Annotated in this window: 20 protein-coding genes; 18 read left to right on the forward strand and 2 right to left on the reverse strand. The window is 41.9% G+C overall.

Features of this window, described 5'->3' with window-relative positions:
- Positions 1-296: 296 nt before the first annotated feature.
- The gene (locus tag RUH74_RS22205) at positions 297-569 is read right to left on the reverse strand and encodes an alpha/beta-type small acid-soluble spore protein (protein ID WP_313804406.1); all 273 of its coding nucleotides are present in this window, start codon (positions 567-569) and stop codon (positions 297-299) included.
- Positions 570-706: 137 nt separating this feature from the next.
- On the opposite strand from RUH74_RS22205, the gene RUH74_RS22210 reads away from it, so the two are divergent.
- The 5 genes from RUH74_RS22210 (at position 707) to RUH74_RS22230 (ending at position 8,047) form a co-directional block, all read left to right on the forward strand.
- Entirely contained in the window at positions 707-943 is a 237-nt protein-coding gene (locus RUH74_RS22210; protein ID WP_313804409.1) for a CsbA family protein, read from the forward strand.
- A gap of 341 nt (positions 944-1,284) precedes the next feature.
- Complete coding sequence (uvrB, locus tag RUH74_RS22215; RefSeq protein WP_313804412.1) at positions 1,285-3,264, forward strand: excinuclease ABC subunit UvrB; 1,980 nt, start codon at positions 1,285-1,287, stop codon at positions 3,262-3,264.
- Between the two features lie 7 nt (positions 3,265-3,271).
- Complete coding sequence (gene uvrA, locus RUH74_RS22220; RefSeq protein ID WP_313804415.1) at positions 3,272-6,151, forward strand: excinuclease ABC subunit UvrA; 2,880 nt, start codon at positions 3,272-3,274, stop codon at positions 6,149-6,151.
- Between the two features lie 295 nt (positions 6,152-6,446).
- A complete protein-coding gene (locus RUH74_RS22225) occupies positions 6,447-7,562 on the forward strand; it encodes a DUF4097 family beta strand repeat-containing protein (RefSeq protein ID WP_313804418.1) in 1,116 nt (371 codons plus the stop codon).
- 125 nt (positions 7,563-7,687) lie between these two features.
- Complete coding sequence (locus RUH74_RS22230; RefSeq protein ID WP_313804421.1) at positions 7,688-8,047, forward strand: phage holin family protein; 360 nt, start codon at positions 7,688-7,690, stop codon at positions 8,045-8,047.
- A 247-nt stretch (positions 8,048-8,294) separates the two neighbouring features.
- Here the strand turns inward: RUH74_RS22230 and RUH74_RS22235 are convergent, their stop codons facing one another.
- A complete protein-coding gene (locus RUH74_RS22235; RefSeq protein WP_313804424.1) occupies positions 8,295-8,915 on the reverse strand; it encodes an N-acetylmuramoyl-L-alanine amidase in 621 nt (206 codons plus the stop codon).
- Positions 8,916-9,128: 213 nt separating this feature from the next.
- Between RUH74_RS22235 and hprK the strand changes: the two genes are divergently transcribed.
- The 13 genes from hprK to hisIE all read left to right on the forward strand — a co-directional run bounded on the left by hprK (position 9,129) and on the right by hisIE (position 19,891).
- Entirely contained in the window at positions 9,129-10,052 is a 924-nt protein-coding gene (gene hprK / locus RUH74_RS22240) for an HPr(Ser) kinase/phosphatase (RefSeq protein WP_313804427.1), read from the forward strand.
- 134 nt (positions 10,053-10,186) lie between these two features.
- On the forward strand, positions 10,187-11,008 hold the full coding sequence (lgt, locus tag RUH74_RS22245) for a prolipoprotein diacylglyceryl transferase (protein ID WP_313804430.1): 822 nt from the start codon (positions 10,187-10,189) through the stop codon (positions 11,006-11,008).
- Between the two features lie 28 nt (positions 11,009-11,036).
- On the forward strand, positions 11,037-11,990 hold the full coding sequence (locus tag RUH74_RS22250) for a nucleoside recognition domain-containing protein (RefSeq protein ID WP_313804433.1): 954 nt from the start codon (positions 11,037-11,039) through the stop codon (positions 11,988-11,990).
- On the forward strand, positions 11,974-12,627 hold the full coding sequence (ppaX, locus tag RUH74_RS22255) for a pyrophosphatase PpaX (RefSeq protein WP_313804436.1): 654 nt from the start codon (positions 11,974-11,976) through the stop codon (positions 12,625-12,627). Before RUH74_RS22250 ends, ppaX begins: the two co-directional genes overlap by 17 nt.
- The gene (locus RUH74_RS22260) at positions 12,624-13,160 is read left to right on the forward strand and encodes an acyltransferase (protein ID WP_313804438.1); all 537 of its coding nucleotides are present in this window, start codon (positions 12,624-12,626) and stop codon (positions 13,158-13,160) included. Before ppaX ends, RUH74_RS22260 begins: the two co-directional genes overlap by 4 nt.
- A gap of 281 nt (positions 13,161-13,441) precedes the next feature.
- On the forward strand, positions 13,442-14,632 hold the full coding sequence (locus RUH74_RS22265; protein ID WP_313804440.1) for an ATP phosphoribosyltransferase regulatory subunit: 1,191 nt from the start codon (positions 13,442-13,444) through the stop codon (positions 14,630-14,632).
- Positions 14,629-15,252, forward strand: coding sequence for an ATP phosphoribosyltransferase (hisG, locus tag RUH74_RS22270; RefSeq protein WP_313804442.1), 624 nt, complete (start codon positions 14,629-14,631; stop codon positions 15,250-15,252). Before RUH74_RS22265 ends, hisG begins: the two co-directional genes overlap by 4 nt.
- 62 nt (positions 15,253-15,314) lie before the next feature.
- Positions 15,315-16,586, forward strand: a complete 1,272-nt coding sequence (gene hisD, locus RUH74_RS22275; protein ID WP_313804444.1) for a histidinol dehydrogenase — start codon at positions 15,315-15,317, stop codon at positions 16,584-16,586.
- A 4-nt stretch (positions 16,587-16,590) separates the two neighbouring features.
- Complete coding sequence (gene hisB, locus RUH74_RS22280; protein WP_313804447.1) at positions 16,591-17,178, forward strand: imidazoleglycerol-phosphate dehydratase HisB; 588 nt, start codon at positions 16,591-16,593, stop codon at positions 17,176-17,178.
- 1 nt (position 17,179) lies between these two features.
- On the forward strand, positions 17,180-17,818 hold the full coding sequence (hisH, locus tag RUH74_RS22285) for an imidazole glycerol phosphate synthase subunit HisH (protein ID WP_313804450.1): 639 nt from the start codon (positions 17,180-17,182) through the stop codon (positions 17,816-17,818).
- Complete coding sequence (gene hisA / locus RUH74_RS22290) at positions 17,815-18,552, forward strand: 1-(5-phosphoribosyl)-5-[(5-phosphoribosylamino)methylideneamino]imidazole-4-carboxamide isomerase (RefSeq protein ID WP_313804453.1); 738 nt, start codon at positions 17,815-17,817, stop codon at positions 18,550-18,552. The genes hisH and hisA overlap by 4 nt, the downstream gene beginning before the upstream one ends.
- Positions 18,546-19,304: an imidazole glycerol phosphate synthase subunit HisF gene (gene hisF / locus RUH74_RS22295; protein WP_313804456.1), complete on the forward strand. Its 759-nt coding sequence runs from the start codon at positions 18,546-18,548 to the stop codon at positions 19,302-19,304. Before hisA ends, hisF begins: the two co-directional genes overlap by 7 nt.
- The gene (gene hisIE / locus RUH74_RS22300) at positions 19,301-19,891 is read left to right on the forward strand and encodes a bifunctional phosphoribosyl-AMP cyclohydrolase/phosphoribosyl-ATP diphosphatase HisIE (protein ID WP_313804459.1); all 591 of its coding nucleotides are present in this window, start codon (positions 19,301-19,303) and stop codon (positions 19,889-19,891) included. The genes hisF and hisIE overlap by 4 nt, the downstream gene beginning before the upstream one ends.
- Positions 19,892-20,072 lie beyond the last annotated feature (181 nt).

Below are 20,072 nucleotides of genomic sequence, written 5' to 3' on the forward strand. Positions count from 1 at the left end.
GTCACGTAAAAAGAGAATGGAACCTGAATATTCAATAAACAGGAAAAAAAGGTCACATAAATGGAACAAAAACTCTCCCAAAAATTCCAAGAACGCAAGGATTCCTTCGATTGAACAGAATCGATGAAAAAGCCAAAGCAATAGTCTCAATGAAGGGCTCAATTAATAAATCCTAAAGAAACAGAAAATCAAAGGTGTCCCCAAATTGTAAATAGGTGACACCTTTCTTTAATACTTAAATTTATACCAGGGGATGGTTATTGGAGAGTTTACACTCCCAAAGTTTTATTTGAAAGTTATCTCCGCATCTGCTCTTGTGCCATACGCACAAGCTCTTTCACCATGTTGCCGCCAATTTCCCCACCGACTTTTCCTGCTTCTTTTGAAGTTAGACTGCCGTTATAACCTTTTTGAAGAGGAACCCCAACTTCATTTGCTACCTCATATTTCACCTGATCGGGATTATCCTGATTGATCGGGTAACCTTTGTTTTTCATTACTTGGTTTTTTAACTGATCCAATGCTTCACGTGATTCTGGAACGAGTGGACGCCGTTTTCTTCTTGCCATCGTACGAAAGCCTCCCTGAATGTTATACGATTATCATGTGGTGACAAGCACAGAATCATTCGTCTCAATCGGTGGTGTATGTTGCCAAAATACGATATTCTATTGATAGGTGAAATTAGTAAAAGAAGGTGTAATGATTGGGATTAAAATTTTTATCGGCGCTGTTGATTCCGGGTTTGCTTGTGGTGCTGTTTACAAGAGTGACATATAATCGTGTGATTGGTCTTGTCTTGACGGTAGCATTAATTGCAGCTTCTGTTTATAAAGGCTATACAGATTCATTTTGGCTAATTGTCGTTGATGCGTTTTCATTGACTGTTGGATTTTGGTACTCACAGCGGATGAAAAAGAATTTTCGAAAAAATCCTAAATAAAACATATTGTAGACCTGTTGACATCTAGTCGACAGGTTTTTTTCTTGGAAAATGATCGAAGAACATCATTGCGTGCTTGCTGCCAAACTATTCAATCGTTTGATTAATAAAATTTCGGCAATATAAACTTTTTTTCGACAATAGTTTCTATCGAAAGATTAACTGACAGAAAAATAAATCGAATATTCGTTCGCATATTGCTGGTTTGCATTACCTGTTTTGTGGTAAAATGTTTATATAAGAATAAAAGTTAAAAAATGACAAATCAGCCAACAGCCAGTCCTCATGCATTCAAGCTGATTGATTATAGAGAAAAGTATAAATGAACTGGAGGCTTTTTAGTGAAGGACCAATTTAAACTAGTCTCGAAGTATTCCCCTCAAGGCGATCAGCCTGAAGCAATTAGAAAAATTGTTGAAGGAATTCAAGCGGGAAAACGACATCAGACGCTTTTAGGGGCGACAGGAACAGGAAAGACTTTTACCATTTCAAACGTGATTAAAGAAGTCAATCGGCCGACGTTGATTATTGCTCACAATAAAACATTGGCTGGTCAGCTTTACAGTGAATTTAAAGAGTTTTTTCCTGATAATGCGGTAGAATACTTTGTTAGTTATTATGATTATTTTCAGCCGGAGGCGTATGTACCATCCACTGATACGTTCATAGAAAAGGACTCAAGTATAAATGATGAAATTGATAAACTGCGTCACTCTGCGACATCTGCATTATTTGAACGCCGAGATGTCATCATTATTGCCAGTGTTTCCTGTATCTACGGTTTGGGATCACCGGAAGAGTATAGGGAACTTGTCCTTTCTCTTCGTACAGGAATGGAAATTGAAAGAAATCAATTGCTGCGGAAACTGGTAGATATTCAATATGACCGAAATGACATGAACTTTCAGCGTGGAGCATTTCGTGTTCGGGGCGATGTGGTGGAAATATTCCCTGCCTCGAAGGATGAGCACTGTTTGCGTGTGGAATTTTTCGGGGATGAGATTGAGCGGATACGTGAGGTCGATGCACTGACAGGTGAAATTATTGGAGAAAGAGATCATGTTGCCATTTTCCCAGCCTCTCACTTCGTTACCCGTGAGGAAAAAATGCTTGTGGCGATTCAGAATATCGAGAAGGAATTAGAAGAGCGTTTAACGGAATTGCGTGAAAATAATAAGTTGCTTGAAGCTCAGCGCCTGGAGCAGAGAACCCGTTATGATCTTGAAATGATGAGAGAAATGGGTTTTTGTTCAGGGATTGAGAATTATTCCAGGCATTTGACATTAAGACCACCAGGTTCTACCCCGTATACACTGCTGGACTATTTTCCAGAGGATTTGCTCATCGTCATTGATGAGTCCCATGTAACGCTGCCGCAAATTCGCGGAATGTACAATGGGGATCAGGCACGGAAATCAGTCCTAGTCGAACATGGCTTCCGTCTGCCATCGGCACTCGATAACCGGCCGCTAATGTTTCATGAGTTTGAGAAACATATTGATCAAATTGTCTATGTCTCTGCAACACCTGGACCATACGAACTTGAACATACACCTGAAATGATTGAGCAAATTATCCGTCCAACCGGGCTGCTTGATCCAACGATCGATGTCCGACCGATAGAAGGACAAATCGATGACCTGATTGGTGAAATCCAAGATCGAATGAAGCGCAACGAGCGTGTGCTGATTACTACCTTGACGAAGAAAATGTCTGAAGACCTGACTGACTATTTAAAAGAAATCGGCATTAAAGTTCAATACTTGCATTCTGAGGTAAAAACACTGGAACGAATTGAAATCATCCGTGAGCTTCGCCTCGGAACGTACGATGTTCTCGTCGGGATTAATCTTTTAAGGGAAGGGCTTGACATTCCGGAAGTTTCGCTGGTAGCAATTTTAGATGCGGACAAGGAAGGGTTCCTTCGTTCGGAGCGTTCCCTTATTCAGACGATTGGCCGTGCTGCCCGAAATGCAAATGGGCATGTCATCATGTATGCGGATAAAATCACTAATTCAATGGAATTGGCTATCAGCGAGACGAAGCGGCGCCGTACACTGCAGGAAGAACACAATCAGAAACACGGAATTACACCGCAGACGATCCAAAAGGATATTCGCGATGTCATTCGTGCCACTCATGCAGCCGAGGAACAAGAGGAGTATAAAGCTTCATCACAAATTGGCAAGCTAAATAAGAAAGAACGAGAGAAATTAATTGCAAATATGGAAAAAGAAATGAAGGAAGCGGCGAAAGCGCTCAATTTCGAACGCGCTGCCGAGCTTCGTGATTTACTATTAGAGTTGAAAGCGGAAGGATGACGTACAAATGGCGATGGAAAAATTAATCGTAAAAGGCGCCAGGGCCCATAATTTAAAAAATATTGATGTCACCATTCCGAGAGATAAGCTTGTTGTATTAACGGGGCTTTCCGGTTCTGGAAAGTCCTCTCTTGCTTTCGATACAATCTATGCGGAAGGACAGCGCAGATATGTGGAATCACTATCCGCCTATGCGCGCCAATTTCTTGGCCAAATGGACAAGCCGGATGTGGATGCAATCGAAGGGTTATCTCCGGCGATATCAATTGATCAAAAAACGACAAGCAGAAATCCACGTTCTACAGTTGGAACAGTGACAGAAATATATGATTATTTACGGTTGTTATATGCAAGAGTCGGCCGTCCGACATGTCCGATTCACCATATTGAGATTTCGTCACAAACAATCGAGCAAATGGTTGACCGAATTCTTGAATATCCTGAACGGACGAAGCTACAAATTCTTGCTCCGCTTGTATCTGGACGAAAAGGGGCACATGTGAAAATTCTTGAGGATGTCAAAAAGCAAGGATTTGTCCGGGTGCGTATTGATGGGGAAATGCACGACCTTGGCGAAGAAATTGAACTGGAGAAAAATAAAAAGCATTCCATTGAAGTAGTTATAGACCGAATTGTAGTTAAAGAAGGCATTGCACCACGTCTTGCCGACTCAATGGAAACAGCACTAAAGCTTGGGGACGGAAAAGTACTGATCGATGTCATTGGCGAAGAAGAGCTATTATTCAGTGAAAACCATGCTTGTCCACATTGCGATTTTTCCATTGGGGAGCTTGAGCCGCGCATGTTCTCCTTCAATAGTCCGTTCGGAGCATGTCCTGAGTGTGATGGACTGGGCTCGAAGCTTGAAGTCGATGTAGATCTCGTCATTCCGAATCGAGACCTTTCATTAAAACAGCATGCCATTGCTCCATGGGAGCCAACAAGCTCCCAATATTATCCACAGCTTCTTGAAGCTGTTTGCACACACTATGGAATCGACATGGATATTCCTGTTAAAGATATTCCTAGCCATCTCTTTGATAAAATTCTATACGGCTCAAACGGAGAAAAAATCTTCTTCCATTATGAAAATGACTTTGGTCAAGTCAGGGAAACAATGATTGAATTTGAAGGTGTTATTCGAAATGTTGAGCGCAGGTATAAAGAAACAAGCTCAGACTATATTCGGGAGCAAATGGAGAAATACATGGGTCAACATGATTGTCCAACATGTAAGGGATACCGCCTGAAAAAGGAAACACTTGCTGTCCTCATTTCAGGTCAGCATATCGGAAAAGTTACAGAATTATCAATTGCAGATGCACATCAATTTTTTGATAATTTATCATTGACAGATAAAGAGATGAAAATAGCAAATCTTATTTTCCGTGAAATTAAGGAACGCCTCGGCTTCTTAGTAAATGTCGGACTTGATTATTTAACACTAAGCCGTGCAGCAGGCACACTTTCAGGCGGAGAAGCCCAGCGCATCCGGTTGGCAACACAGATTGGCTCAAGACTAACGGGTGTCCTTTATATTCTTGATGAACCTTCCATTGGTCTCCATCAGCGGGATAATGATCGCTTAATCGAGACACTTAAAAATATGCGTGATATCGGCAATACATTAATTGTTGTTGAGCATGACGAAGATACGATGCTTGCAGCAGACTATTTAATTGATATTGGTCCAGGTGCTGGAGTTCATGGCGGGGAAATTATTTCAGCTGGAACGCCACAGCAAGTGATGGAAGACCCAAAATCATTAACTGGCCAATACCTTGCAGGAAAGAAATATATCCCGCTTCCTATTGAACGCCGTAAAGATGATGGGCGATTTATAGAAATAAAAGGGGCCAAAGAGAATAATCTTAAAAATGTAAACGTAAAATTTCCATTAGGTACATTTATTGCTGTCACTGGGGTATCTGGTTCAGGAAAAAGTACGCTTATTAATGAAATTTTGCATAAGTCGCTGGCACAAAAGCTCAATAGAGCAAAGAGCAAGCCTGGTGAGCATAAGGAGATTAAGGGAATTGAGCAATTAGAAAAGGTCATCGACATTGACCAGTCACCGATTGGAAGAACACCGCGTTCAAATCCAGCTACATATACAGGTGTGTTTGATGATATTCGTGATCTTTTTTCAACAACAAATGAGGCGAAGGTTCGGGGATATAAAAAGGGCCGCTTCAGCTTTAATGTGAAAGGCGGACGCTGTGAAGCATGCCGTGGCGATGGAATTATAAAAATCGAAATGCATTTCTTGCCTGATGTATATGTGCCATGTGAAGTATGCCATGGAAAACGCTACAACAGAGAGACGCTTGAAGTGAAGTACAAAGGCAAAAGCATTGCAGAGATTTTAGATATGACTGTAGAGGATGCAGTGGGATTTTTCGAAAACGTTCCAAAAATCAGCCGGAAGCTTCAGACGATTTATGATGTAGGTCTGGGATATATAAAGCTGGGCCAGCCTGCTACAACTCTTTCAGGAGGAGAGGCTCAGCGTGTAAAGCTTGCTTCCGAGCTGCATCGACGCTCAAACGGCAAATCATTTTATATTCTGGATGAGCCAACAACAGGTTTGCATGTTGATGATATCTCCAGATTGCTCATTGTTCTTCAGCGACTTGTAGAAAACGGCGACACCGTCCTTGTAATTGAACATAATCTCGATGTTATTAAGACGGCGGACTATATAGTGGATCTTGGCCCAGAAGGCGGGAATAAAGGCGGAACAATCATTGCAACCGGAACACCGGAAAAAATTGCCGAAATACCTGAATCCTATACAGGAAGGTATTTAAAGCCAATTTTAGAACGTGACCGCTTAAGAATGAAAAAACAAATTGAAGAAAAAGAAGCAAGTATAACAAATGTGTAAGGTTAAGAAAGCAGTACGATGAGTACTGCTTTTTGTCTAACAAAACGTTGGAATTAGAGAATTGTCTCGTGCAAGTGTCCGATTGGTTATCAAACTTCAGGTCCTCTTCCTGCGATAAGTCGACTTCCATTCGCTCCACTCATTGTGTCTCCCTTTATCAAAGGAACCGGTCCTTCTGCGTTTATACAGCGATAGCCATGGCACTTGCGCTTTACTAACAAAATTTATCTAAAAATTTGAAACCATTCCTTAACAAATTTCGTATATAAAAGAAAAACAGCTGGAGGAGATTGGTATGCAAGAGGAACGTTTAAGAATCCTTAAGATGATTGAAGACGGCAAGCTGACAGTTGAGGAAGCGTTATTATTATTGGAAGGTCTTGATCAATCAAATAAAAAGGAGAAAGAGAAACAGGATGACCTATTCCCAGAGCTTTCAACAGTTAAATTTGAGGAAGCGAAAAAGGAAGATCCATTTAATTACAAATTTCAGTCTGCAAAAGATAAGATTATCGACTTTGTTGATCAAGCTTATAAAAAAATTAAGGATTTTGATCTTGATTTTAATTTTGGAAAAGCAATTGATATTTCGCATGTCTTTGAGCAGGCAAACGTTGATTTGAAGGAGATAGATATTGATCTTGCCAATGGGATGGTTAAGGTGCTTCCATGGGAGCAAAATAATGTTCGCATTGATTGTCAAGCAAAGGTTTATCGGGCAGAGACTCAGGATGAGGCAAGGAGAAAGTTCCTACATGAAGTTAACTTTATAATTGACGGTCAAAAACTGCGGTTTTCAACTCAGCAAAAATGGATGAAGATTGAAGCAGTTATTTATATTCCGCAAACAGAGTATGAAAATATAAAAATTCGCATGTTCAATGGCTCGATTGAAAGTGAACATTTAACAGCAGCGAGTTATAAAGCCAAAACGGCAAACGGAAAGATCACTCTTAGCGATATAAAGGGGAACTATGCGGAAGCAGAGACTTCAAACGGGCAAATTTTAGTTCAAAGGAGTATCATTGGTGATTTTGAAGCAGAGACGCTAAATGGGGCAATTACTCTCGATGGCGAATATCGAAAAGTAGACTTACAATCCTTCAACGGAGATATCTTCTGTGCATTCACAGGCAATGTCTGTGAATTTATAGAGGCTAAAGCGGCAACCGGTGGCATCGAACTGCAAATTCCGAATCAAGCATCAGCGGTAGAAGGAGAACTGAAAACGAATCTTGGCGGTTTTAATGTGAATCTTGAAGGGATTCAAGTTGTGGAAGAAAAAAGCGATGTGATCCAAAAAGTAATGCGCTTTAAATCACTCAATAATCCTGAACAGGCACTGAGGATTGTGGCAGAAACAAAAACAGGATCCATTCATGTGAAAAAGGCAAAATCAGTAGTATTCTAATATTAAAAAGTGAAAACGAACAAAATGAGTACTTTGCTAGAAATGGTTAAGACTATTAACTAGAAAAAGGAATCAACTTGTGATGATCCCTTTATTCACACCGCCGGAACAGAGGTGTAAAGTAAATGAGATGGTTGATCGGCATCTTAATAAATGCCATTCTATTTGTAGCGATTGCAGGCTTTTCGGAAGAATCCTTTTATGTATCGGGCTTTGGAGCAGCAATTGGAGCAAACTTTATTCTTTCAATATTAAATATTCTTGTTCGTCCGATATTAATTATCCTAACGCTCCCAGTCACTTTAGTAACACTTGGATTATTTCTATTTGTCATTAATGCGATCACATTGCAAATTACGGATAATATTATGGGCAGTTCCTTCGAAATTGCTAGCTTTGGCACAGCCCTGCTTGTAGCGGTTATCATGGCAATTGCAAATATAATCATTCAAAAAGTTGTTTTTGAGCCGGCAAAGGATAAATAAGGAATAGCTGTTCAGCAAATAAGGCAATCGACAAAAAGCCAGCACGTTCATATGTGCTGGCTTCTTTCTATTCGAAAAGTACATTGGCAGAATAACCGAGGGTAACTAATTTATTGCAGACTAACGGGCTGTATGACCCCCATTGCAAGAAGAAGTGGGAATAAAATATCAAAAGCCCGTAAATGCGACGACGGACACGATGAGCCGCAGGACGTGGCGCCATGTGCACGATTAATTTAACTAGCTCCTACTTGTATAGACTATTCTTAAGTGGAGAGGCAGTGTGAGCTTCCGAGAGTTTTGCCCCAGATTTCTCCTTCATCTTCAAATGGAAATGATCTGCAACTCCTTTTACAATTGCCTTAGCGCAGGTTTTTTGAAACGTATCTGTACGCAATAGCTTAGCTTCCTTACGATTTGTCATAAAACCGCATTCTACTAAAACGGCTGACATCGTTGTTTCTCTTAGTACATGGAAATCAGCCTCTTTAATTCCCCGGTCCTTTAATCCTGTAGAAATAATTAAATTTCTATGGATGTGTTGAGCCAGCTCAGTTGTTTTTTTCGGTCTAACTGGATGGACATATGATTCGATTCCATTTGCATCATTCCAGTCAGAGCCATGGGCGTTTGCATGAATAGATATATAGCAGTCAACTTGTAGCTGATTCGCCTGATTTGTCCGTACTTTAAGCGGAATATCCTGTTTGTCTGAATGGGCAAAATAAACGGCCACATTTTGGTAGTTTTCAAGAAGACTTTTGGCATAATTAGCTGTCGCCCGATTAAATTCATATTCCTGCATGCCATCGGGAGTCCGCTTTCCTGCTGTTGTATACCCATGGCCTGCATCTAGCATAATTTTCATTTTCTCACTCCTTCCAATAGAAATGGTGAATATAAAACAAGTCATTCTTAACATATGAATTCAGCTTGGAAATGGACAGGCATAATAAAGAAATAAGCATATTTATAAATTGATTCATTTGGTTCTGAGGCAAAAAGTGCTAAAATGAATTGAAACTGCCATAATAAAATGAAAGCAACTAGATGTTAATTTCCTGGCAAAGGAGTAAATAAAGTGGCTAAAGTATATACAAAAGATATTATTGAAAAATTTGAACTCGAACTTATAAGCGGGGAAGAAGGAATTAATCGCCCAATTGTCACTAGTGACTTATCCAGGCCTGGTATTGAATTGGCTGGATACTTTAATTTTTATCCAGCTGAAAGAATTCAGCTGATTGGTAAAACAGAGCTAACATTTACTGAAAGATTGCATGATATGGATAGGCAAGACCGCTTCGAACGTCTATGTACTGATATTACTCCCGCAATTATTATCTCAAGGGGGATGGAAGTGCCGAATGATTTAGTGGAAGCATCGGTAAGAGAGTCTGTTCCACTTTTAAGAACGAAGCAAAAAACGACCCGTTTTTCGAGCTTACTAACAAACTACCTTGAGAGTAAATTGGCTCCAACAACAGCCGTCCATGGTGTGCTCGTTGATGTGTATGGGGTGGGTGTGCTCATAACGGGAAAAAGTGGTGTAGGTAAAAGTGAAACAGCGCTGGAGCTTGTAAAACGGGGCCATCGTTTAGTTGCTGATGATTGTGTGGAAATTAGGCAGGAAGATGAAAATACGCTTGTTGGTACATCTCCAGAGCTGATTGAACATTTACTGGAAATTCGCGGTCTCGGAATTATTAATGTTATGACATTGTTTGGCGCTGGTGCTGTTAGAAGCTATAAACGAATTTCAGTTGTGATGGATTTAGAGCTGTGGGATCAAAATAAACAATATGATCGGCTTGGACTGGATGAGGAAAAAATGAAAATTATTGATATGGAGTTACCGAAGCTGACAATCCCTGTTCGCCCTGGCCGAAATCTAGCTGTCATCATTGAGGTAGCAGCCATGAATTTCCGTTTGAAAAGAATGGGTGTCAATGCAGCCGAACAATTTTCCAACCGTCTTGCCGACGTCATCGAAGACAGCGAATAACCGGTGCCTGGCACCGTTCGTGGACAATTTGAGCTAATTTGTATTTTCTGGGTGGACAGTTTTATGAATCATATATGTATTTTTGTTTTATTACGTTAAAATAGAAAAATGAAAGATTAAAAGGAGCAGTGATTATGGAATCGACAATTCAACCGCTTGACCCGATAGCCATATCCCTTGGGCCTATCGATATTCGCTGGTATGGGCTTATTATCGGCATCGGGATCGCCTTAGCGCTTATGCTTGTTATGCGAGAAGGGGAAAGAAGAGGGATTAAAAAAGAATTAATTGCTGATTTAATGCTTTGGGCTATTCCGATTGCCATTATTTCAGCACGCATCTATTATGTGATCTTTCAGTGGGAGTACTATTCCCAGAATCCTGGCGAGATTATTAAAATTTGGGAAGGCGGCATCGCCATCCATGGAGCATTGATCGGTGCTGTTATAACAGCGGTTGTCTTTACGAAAAAGAGAGGCGTTTCCTTCTGGAAAATTGCTGATATTGCAGCGCCAAGCATTATTTTAGGCCAGGCAATCGGCCGATGGGGAAACTTTATGAATCAGGAAGCCCATGGAGAAGAAGTGACACGGGCATTTCTAGAAAACCTGCATCTACCAGAGTTTATCATTAATCAAATGTACATTAACGGTACTTACTATCACCCTACTTTTTTATATGAATCGGTTTGGAATATTCTTGGTTTTGTTATTCTCATTCTGCTAAGAAGAGTTAATTTACGCCGCGGGGAGCTTTTCCTCACGTACGTAATCTGGTATTCAATTGGGCGTTTCTTTATTGAAGGAATGCGAACGGACAGTTTATGGCTAATAGAAGGGCAGTTAAGAATGGCACAAACCATTTCTATTGTCTTGGTGATCGGCGCGATCATACTTTTGATTTTAAGAAGAATGAAAGGGTATGCAGATGCCCGCTATTTAGATAAAAGTGTGTAACAAAACTAGATAGGAGAGGGGAAGAGACATGCTGGTCGAATCGTCCAAAAAGGGGATCGTGGTTGGCTTAAATACGACTTGGACGTTAGGAAAGATCATCTTTCCCGTTACCTTAATCGTTGCTTTGCTGCAGCATACGCCAGTACTGCCATGGGTAATCAAGCTAATCACACCGCTTATGAATCTAATTGGCTTGTCAGGGGATACAGCCATTCCGCTTGTTTTAGGAAACTTTTTGAATCTTTATGCGGCAATCGGGGCGATCCTGACGCTAGATTTAACGGTAAAAGAAGTATTTATCGTTGCTGTCATGCTTTCCTTTTCACATAATATGCTTATTGAATCGAGCGTCGCCGTTAAAGTGGGTGTGAAGCTTTGGATCGGTGTCGCGGTAAGAATGGGGCTGGCACTCATTTCTGCGATTGTGATTAATCTTGTATGGCAGGGCGGATCAGAAATAGCTAAGTACGGAATGATTCCGGCAAAAGAAGAAGAGGTAACAGGCTGGCTCGCTATTTTAATGGATGCATTGCAGAAGGCGGGTCTAGGGATTTTCCAATTAGCCATCATTGTCATTCCACTCATGATCGTTATTCAAATATTAAAGGATTTAAAGTGGCTTGCTGTTTTTTCAAAATGGATGGCACCGGTAACAAGAATGTTAGGCATGAAAGAAAATACATCAACAACCCTTGCCGCTGGTTTGCTGTTCGGTCTTGCATATGGGGCAGGAGTTATGATCCAGGCAGTGAAAGAGGACGGAGTCAGCAAGAAGGATGTAACGATCGCCTTTGTCTTTCTAGTTGCCTGCCATGCGGTTGTCGAGGATACGCTGATCTTTGTTCCGTTAGGCATTCCGGTTTTGCCGCTATTATTCATCCGCTTAGGTGTGGCGATTCTCTTAACGCTGATTGTCGCATTTATATGGAACCGCACAGATATGGCTAAAAGAAAGGAAGCAACATATGAGCACACAAGTTAATACTGTGTTATTCGATTTAGATGGAACATTAATTGATACAAATGAATTAATCATCTCTTCTTTTTTGCATACGTTAGGAAAATATTATCCGGACCGTTACAATCGGGAGGACGTTCTTCCTTTTCTTGGACCGACCCTTACAGAAACGTTTGAGTCAATTGCTCCGGATAAGGTAGAGGAAATGATACGTGTATACAGAGAGTTTAATATCGGTAATCATGACCTGCTTGTAAATGAATTTGATGGGGTATTTGAAACGATTCGTTCATTGAAGGAAGCAGGCATAAAAATTGGGATCGTTACAACCAAAGTATTCATGGTCGTTGAAAAGGGCTTAAAGCTAACTAAGCTGGACCAGTTCTTTGATGTGATTGTCGCATTGGATCATGTGAAAAAGCCAAAGCCAGATCCAGAGCCAATTTTAAAGGCGCTCGAGCTTTTAGGGTCAAAACCGGAAGAGGCAATCATGGTTGGAGACAATTCCCATGATATTCTCGGCGGGAAAAATGCTGGCACGAAAACAGCTGGGGTTGCCTGGAGTGCGAAAGGGAAGGAATTCTTACTTCAATTTAATCCGGATTATATGCTCGAAAACATGGCGGATTTACTTGAGATCCTTGAGGTTGGAGAGAAATGAGGAAGACCGAAAGATTTCCGGTAGAGGGTGCCAATTCTCTTTGGCATGTATATAAGACGGTCCCTTTTTGGAAAGTGGTCAAGAACTTTGTTGTGATTCAGCTCGCAAGATATACCCCCTTTTTAGGGATGAAAAATTGGCTGTACCGGTCCTTTCTAAGAATGAAGGTTGGGGAACATACGTCTTTTGCTCTTATGGTCATGCTCGACGTCATGTTTCCAGAAAAAATAAGTGTTGGCAGAAATACGGTAATTGGCTACAACACGACCATTCTGGCACATGAATATTTAATTAAAGAGTATCGCCTCGGGAATGTTGAAATTGGCAGTGAAGTGATGATTGGTGCCAATTCTACGATTTTGCCAGGTGTGTCGATTGGGGACGGCGCCATCGTATCAGCCGGCACGCTCGTGCATAAAGATGTCCCGCCCGGCTCTTTTGTTGGCGGAAATCCAATGCGGGTAATTTATACAAAAGAAGAAATGGCGAAAAGATGGGAAGACGATCCCATCTACGGCAAGGAAAATATGTAAGAGTCCTGTATCCTGCAGGGCTCTTTTTTATGTGAAAAATTAAGCAGACCGTAAAATTTTTGAGTCCTAATTACGTTATCTAGCAACTTTTATGATATATCTAGCAAATTATAAAAATGATCTAGCAGTATGACAAGTTATCTAGCATTTCTTCCTATTCTTGAATTCGAGATCCCTTTTTCAGAATTATTTGTTGACGTAAATAAACGAGGGCGGTAAAATACATATATCTTTAATTTACTACCATATTAGCGAACTAAAGGATTTTGAGGTGAATGTCATTGACCCGCTTATTTATGTTTGAAAAACCGCTAGGGATGAGAGATACCTTACCAGTTGTATATGAACGAAAACAAAAGATTAGATTATCCATAGAAAAAGAGATGAAAAGTTGGGGTTATCAGTTTATGGAGACGCCAACACTCGAATATTATGAAACAGTCGGTGCCGCATCCGCCACACTAGATCAGCAGCTATTCAAGCTTCTTGATCAGCAGGGACAAACACTTGTCATGCGTCCGGATATGACAGCACCGATTGCACGTGTTGCTGCATCAAAGCTTTTAAAAAATGATCTTCCGATTCGTTTGGCATATTCCGCAAATGTTTTTCGTGCCCAACAGAGGGAAGGCGGACGCCCAGCTGAATTTGAACAAATAGGCGTGGAATGTATCGGAGATTCCACCATTAGTGCGGATGGGGAAGGAATTGCTTTAATGATCCACTCATTACAAGCAGCTGGACTTGAAGACTTCCGCCTTTCTATTGGGCATATTGGATTTGTGCAGACATTGTTTTTGCAGATTTTAGGTACGGAAGACAGAGTAGAAGCATTAACAAGATATTTATATGAAAAAAACTATGTAGGCTATCAGGAGCATGTAAAAGAATTAGCTCTATCATCCATAGATAAACAAAGATTACTAGACCTTTTAAACCTTAGAGGCAGGAGCCAAATCATTGAAAAGGCATTTGACCTGCTTGAGAACGACATTGGAAAAAGAGCGATAACTGAGCTGCAGCAGCTGTGGGAAATCATTTCTGATTTTGGGCTTGAAACAAAAGTGTCGTTCGACCTCACATTAGTGAGCCATATGAGCTACTATACAGGAATCGTCTTTGAGGTATTTGCAGGAAACGTCGGTTTTCCAATTGGCAACGGAGGCAGGTATGATTTATTGCTGCAGAAATTTGGAAAGCAGGCAGGTGCGACTGGATTTGCCATTCGAATGGATCGGCTTTTAGAAGCGCTAGACGCCGATGGGGAAGAATTTGAATGCGCCTCCTGTGTGTTATTTAGTCCAGAACGGCGGCGGGAAGCTTTTGAATATGCACAAAAGCAAAGGCAGGTAGGAATTAAAGTCGTTCTGCAGGATATAAGCGGAGTCAAGGATATCGATGCCTGCACAAGCCGATACGCAGATATTACCTTTCTAGTCGGAAAATTGGGAACGGAGGCGGTGCTAAAATGAAGGATGTTTTAACGATCGCCATGCCAAAAGGCAGGATATTTGAGGATGCGGTCCAATTGCTTAGACAGGCAGGCTTTCAATTACCGCCAGAATTCGATGATTCGCGGAAACTGATCATTGAAGTGCCAGAAGAAAAGTTCCGCTTTATTTTAGCCAAGCCGATGGACGTTCCAACATATGTAGAGCATGGGGTGGCTGACCTTGGAATTGCGGGGAAAGATGTCATGCTTGAGGAAGAACGGGATGTATATGAATTGCTCGATTTAAAAATAAGTGCTTGTTATCTAGCTGTCGCCGGCTTGCCTGATGCAAAAATCAATGATGTAGCGCCAAAGATAGCAACGAAATATCCACATGTTGCAGCTGCATATTTTCGAGAGCAGGGGGAGCAGGTTGAAATCATTAAGCTAAATGGATCCATTGAACTGGCACCCCTCATTGGGCTCGCCGATCGAATCGTAGATATCGTTTCAACTGGAAGAACGTTAAAGGAAAATGGATTGGTCGAGTATGAGCAGATAGTGGATATCACCTCCAGATTGATTGTGAATCCAGTCAGCTTCCGATTGAAGGATGAGCGAATCAACGAGCTTGTCGAACGGCTAAGCAAGATAAAGTGAAACTAATCATCAGCGGGAGTTACTGCCCGCTAACCTGGTGATAAAGAATGGAGGGAACGTGCATGAGAATTTTAAAAGTAAGTGATCAGCCTTCGATTAAAAGGTCAGTTGATACTGGGACAGAAGAACAGCGAGCGGCTGTCAAAGCAATTATTGAAGCTGTTCGTAAGGACGGAGATCAAGCGTTAAAAGCCTATTCTTTAGAATTCGATGGGCTATCACTAAAGAATTTTGCCGTGACGGAGGAAGAAAAAAGGGAAGCATACAAGGAAATGGATGATAACATCCTCGCTGTCATAAGAGAGGCTGCAGCTAATATCCGGCAATTTCATGAAAAGCAGCTGCAGAATTCTTGGATGACCACTGATGAAAATGGCACAATCCTTGGACAAAAGGTGACACCACTTGATTCGGTGGGATTGTACGTCCCAGGGGGGACAGCAGCCTATCCATCCTCCGTCTTAATGAATGTGATTCCTGCGAAGGTAGCTGGCGTCAGGCGAATGGTCATTGCTACTCCTCCTGATAAAAAAACAGGGAAGCTGCCATCCTCCGTTCTTGTAGCGGCCCAAGAAGCAGGCGCAGAGGAAATATATAAAGTTGGCGGGGCACAAGCGATCGCAGCTCTTGCATACGGAACAGAGACGATTGCTCCTGTTGATAAAATTACAGGTCCAGGGAATATTTATGTTGCTCTAGCGAAAAGAGAAGTGTTCGGCGATGTCGATATTGATATGATCGCGGGACCGAGTGAAATAGCTATCTTAGCTGATGATACAGCCATACCGAATGAGGTAGCAGCAGATCTATTGTCTCAAGCAGAGCACGATCGATTATCGTGCAGTGTGCTCGTTACACCTTCAGACACTCTAGCTGCTGCGGTTGCCAGTGAAGTTAAAAACCAATTGACTGCACTCCCGCGCCAGGAAATCGCTAGACAGTCAATTGAAAACTATGGAGCAATCTACGTTACAGAATCAATGGAGAAAGCTGTACAAACAGTTAATCTTCTTGCACCCGAGCATTTAGAAATTCTAGCGGAAAACGCGATGTCGCTAGTAGGGCAGATCCGGCATGCCGGTGCAATTTTCATCGGCCGATATAGTCCCGAACCAGTTGGCGACTATTTTGCCGGACCGAATCATGTACTGCCAACGAATGGAACGGCTCGATTTTCCAGCCCGCTAAGTGTAGAAGATTTTCAAAAGAAATCAAGCATTGTTTTTTACAGTGAAAAGGCATTGAAAGAAAATGGCGAAAAAATTGCTGCATTTGCCCGCCTTGAGGGACTCGAAGCCCATGCACGTGCAATTGAAACAAGATTAAAGGGGTGAAATCATGTCTAGAGTTTCTGAGATTAAGAGAATTACAAATGAAACAGAAATAAAGCTCTCATTCAATATAGATGGGGAAGGCACAAGCACGCTTGAAACAGGCGTCCCGTTCTTAACCCATATGCTTGATTTATTTGCTAAACACGGGCAGTTTGATTTAACTGTTCAAGCGAATGGCGATACAGAGGTGGATGATCACCATACCACAGAGGATATCGGCATTTGTCTTGGACAGGTACTGAAGGAAGCACTTGGAGATAAAATGGGCATCAAACGCTATGGAAATGCATTTGTTCCAATGGATGAGGCACTTGCCCAGGTAGTGGTTGATTTAAGCAATCGCCCGCATTTAGAATTTCGTGCAGATCTTCCAAGTGTAAAGGTAGGAACATTCGATACGGAGCTTGTTCATGAATTCTTATGGAAGCTTGCACTAGAAGCAAGGATGAATTTGCATGTGATCGTTCATTACGGAAAGAACACGCATCATATAATAGAAGCGATTTTTAAAGCACTCGCAAGGGCGTTAGATGAGGCGACAACCATTGACCCAAGAATTAAAGGAGTTCCGTCTACGAAAGGGATGTTATAAAATGATCGGCATCATTGATTATGGCATGGGCAACTTGTTTAGTGTGAGCAAGGCGCTAGAAAGACTAAATGTGCCTTATTTTATTTCTGAAAAAGCAGAAGAGCTGATGAAGGCCGATGGATTAATTCTGCCAGGAGTAGGCTCCTTTAAAGATGCCATGGAGCGGTTAAATCAGACTGGCTTATCAGCTATGATAAAAGAATTTGTGGAGATGGGACAGCCCTTCCTTGGCATCTGTTTAGGGATGCAGCTTTTGTTTGAAGGAAGCAAAGAAAACGGGGAGACAATTGGCTTAGGTCTGCTTACTGGCTATGTTGAAAAATTCCCCGGAATAACCGCGGATGGCGGACGATATAAAGTACCGCACATGGGGTGGAATCAATTGGAATGGACGCAAGCTTCTTCGATTTTGCGACAAGTGGAAGAGGATTATGCTTATTTTGTACACTCCTATTATGTTGACCGTATGGATCAGGATGTTTTACTAGCAAAGTGCAGGTATGATGTAGAAGTCCCCGCGGTTGTTGGAAGAGGAAAGCTATTTGGCATGCAATTCCATCCGGAGAAGAGCGGCAGACTTGGCATGACGCTTTTGCGGAATTTTACGGAACTCACAAGAGAAAGGGTGACAACAGGATGAGCTTTACTATTTTTCCAGCGATTGATATGAGAAGCGGGAAGTGTGTTCGTCTGCTCCAGGGAGACTATAATCAGGAAACCGTGTATGGAGACTCCCCGCTTGAAATGGCAAAGTGTTTTGTGGACGAAGGAGCAAGCTGGATTCACATGGTCGACCTTGACGGAGCGAAGGATGGAAAAAGGATAAATGATTCTTTTGCAGTGAAAGCTGCAAAAGAATTAGCAGCCAATATCCAGATTGGCGGGGGTATCCGATCGGAGGCGGATATCGCTCATTATTTAGAAAATGGGATTGCTCGCGTTATACTTGGCAGTGTTGCTGTCTCTGATCCTGCCTTTGCAATTGAAATGATTCGAAAATACGGGGACCAGCTTGCGATTGGGCTTGATGCGAAAAATGGCTATGTCGCAACGGAAGGGTGGCTTCAAACATCGCAGGTGCAGGCAGTCGAGCTTGGCAAACGCTTTGCGGACGCAGGTGCAGAAACCTTTATATTTACAGATATTGCCACAGATGGCATGCTTTCAGGACCAAATGTGGAAGCGGTCAAGCAGCTGGCAAAAGAAACGGGAAAAAATGTGATTGCTTCAGGCGGAGTCAGCAGTCTTACAGATTTAAATAAACTGCAAGAATTCTATTATGATGGCGTCATTGGGGCTATTGTCGGAAAGGCAATTTATGAAGGGCGCTTCTCTGTTTCGGAAGCATTAAGCGAGGTGAATGTTTCATGCTGACAAAGCGGATCATTCCATGTCTTGATGTAAAGGATGGACGAGTCGTGAAGGGTGTTCAATTTGTTGAGCTGAAAGATGCTGGCGACCCTGTAGAATTGGCTCGCTTTTATGATGAACAGGGTGCGGATGAGCTTGTCTTTCTAGATATTTCTGCTTCTGTTGAAGGCAGAAATACAATGATTGAGGTTGTTCAAGCGGTCGCCGCTGAATTGGCTATTCCCTTTACCGTTGGGGGCGGAATCAATTCATTGGAGGATATGAAGGGGATATTAAGAGCGGGTGCGGATAAAGTTTCATTAAATACCGCTGCCGTGAAAAATCCAAGTTTAATTTCAGAGGGGGCAAATTTCTTCGGTTCCCAATGCATCGTTGTTGCGATTGACGCGAAGTATGATTCCGAAATGGAATCATGGCGTGTATATACCCATGGAGGGCGAACATCAACTGAACTCGATGTAATCGAGTGGGCAAGGAAATCCGCTGATCTTGGCGCGGGAGAGATTCTCCTTACAAGCATGGACTCGGATGGGGAGAAACAGGGTTTTAATATCGAGCTAGTACGAGCTGTAAGTGAGGCAGTATCCATCCCTGTGATTGCGTCTGGCGGTGCAGGGAGTGCTGAACATTTTGCCGAAGTTTTTACAGAAGGAAGAGCAGACGCAGCCCTTGCCGCATCCATTTTCCATTATAAAGAAACATCCGTTGCAGAAGTGAAGACATTTTTAAATGAAAAAGGGGTGCTTGTCCGATGAATGTCCAGTTTGATGAAAAGGGGCTCGTACCGGCGATTGTTCAGGATGCACGTACGAAAGAAGTGCTGACCCTAGCCTATATGAATGAAGAGTCGCTTAAAAAGTCAGTAGAAACAGGAGAAACATGGTTCTTCAGCCGTTCGCGGCAGGAACTCTGGCATAAAGGAGCAACAAGCGGCAATACCCAGAAAATCATAGAAATGAAAGTGGATTGTGATCAAGATGCGATTGTTGTACTGGTCGAACCAGCCGGACCAGCTTGTCACACAGGGGAAACGAGCTGTTTTTCCGATCCAATGATTCTCTTCAAGCTTGAACAAGTCATTAAAGATCGCGAAAAGAATCGGCCAGAAGGTGCCTACACAACCTACTTATTTGAAAAAGGCCTCGATAAAATCCTGAAAAAAGTAGGAGAAGAATCCGCCGAAGTCATTATCGCCGCAAAAAATCGAGACAAAGAAGAGCTCAAATGGGAAGCTGCCGACTTAATTTATCATTTGCTCGTTTTACTAAGAGAGCAGGACCTGCCATTGAATGAAATTTTAAAAGTCCTAGAAAAAAGACACGAACCGAAACCGGCTGAATAAAAGCCGGTTTTTGTTTGTGAATACTAGATGAAATTAGAATGTTGCTCGATAAAGAGAACAACCAATTGAAAATGCACGATAAAATAAAAAAGATGCTAGATAACCTAATCGAAATGCTAGATAAATGAAGAAAGGTACACGATAAATCCTGTAAATTACTCGATAAAGAGAACCAACAATC

Source organism: Cytobacillus sp., assembly GCF_032154635.1.
GTDB lineage: Bacteria > Bacillota > Bacilli > Bacillales > Cytobacillaceae > Cytobacillus.

What these genes read in the sequence shown, in the direction of transcription:
- RUH74_RS22205 (WP_313804406.1), bottom strand. Translation starts at nt 569, where the DNA reads ATGGCAAGAAGAAAACGGCGTCCACTCGTTCCAGAATCACGTGAAGCA.
- uvrA (WP_313804415.1), top strand. Translation starts at nt 3,272, where the DNA reads ATGGCGATGGAAAAATTAATCGTAAAAGGCGCCAGGGCCCATAATTTA.
- RUH74_RS22225 (WP_313804418.1), top strand. Translation starts at nt 6,447, where the DNA reads ATGCAAGAGGAACGTTTAAGAATCCTTAAGATGATTGAAGACGGCAAG.
- RUH74_RS22230 (WP_313804421.1), top strand. Translation starts at nt 7,688, where the DNA reads ATGAGATGGTTGATCGGCATCTTAATAAATGCCATTCTATTTGTAGCG.
- RUH74_RS22235 (WP_313804424.1), bottom strand. Translation starts at nt 8,915, where the DNA reads ATGAAAATTATGCTAGATGCAGGCCATGGGTATACAACAGCAGGAAAG.
- lgt (WP_313804430.1), top strand. Translation starts at nt 10,187, where the DNA reads ATGGAATCGACAATTCAACCGCTTGACCCGATAGCCATATCCCTTGGG.
- RUH74_RS22250 (WP_313804433.1), top strand. Translation starts at nt 11,037, where the DNA reads ATGCTGGTCGAATCGTCCAAAAAGGGGATCGTGGTTGGCTTAAATACG.
- ppaX (WP_313804436.1), top strand. Translation starts at nt 11,974, where the DNA reads ATGAGCACACAAGTTAATACTGTGTTATTCGATTTAGATGGAACATTA.
- RUH74_RS22260 (WP_313804438.1), top strand. Translation starts at nt 12,624, where the DNA reads ATGAGGAAGACCGAAAGATTTCCGGTAGAGGGTGCCAATTCTCTTTGG.
- hisG (WP_313804442.1), top strand. Translation starts at nt 14,629, where the DNA reads ATGAAGGATGTTTTAACGATCGCCATGCCAAAAGGCAGGATATTTGAG.
- hisD (WP_313804444.1), top strand. Translation starts at nt 15,315, where the DNA reads ATGAGAATTTTAAAAGTAAGTGATCAGCCTTCGATTAAAAGGTCAGTT.
- hisB (WP_313804447.1), top strand. Translation starts at nt 16,591, where the DNA reads ATGTCTAGAGTTTCTGAGATTAAGAGAATTACAAATGAAACAGAAATA.
- hisH (WP_313804450.1), top strand. Translation starts at nt 17,180, where the DNA reads ATGATCGGCATCATTGATTATGGCATGGGCAACTTGTTTAGTGTGAGC.
- hisA (WP_313804453.1), top strand. Translation starts at nt 17,815, where the DNA reads ATGAGCTTTACTATTTTTCCAGCGATTGATATGAGAAGCGGGAAGTGT.
- hisF (WP_313804456.1), top strand. Translation starts at nt 18,546, where the DNA reads ATGCTGACAAAGCGGATCATTCCATGTCTTGATGTAAAGGATGGACGA.
- hisIE (WP_313804459.1), top strand. Translation starts at nt 19,301, where the DNA reads ATGAATGTCCAGTTTGATGAAAAGGGGCTCGTACCGGCGATTGTTCAG.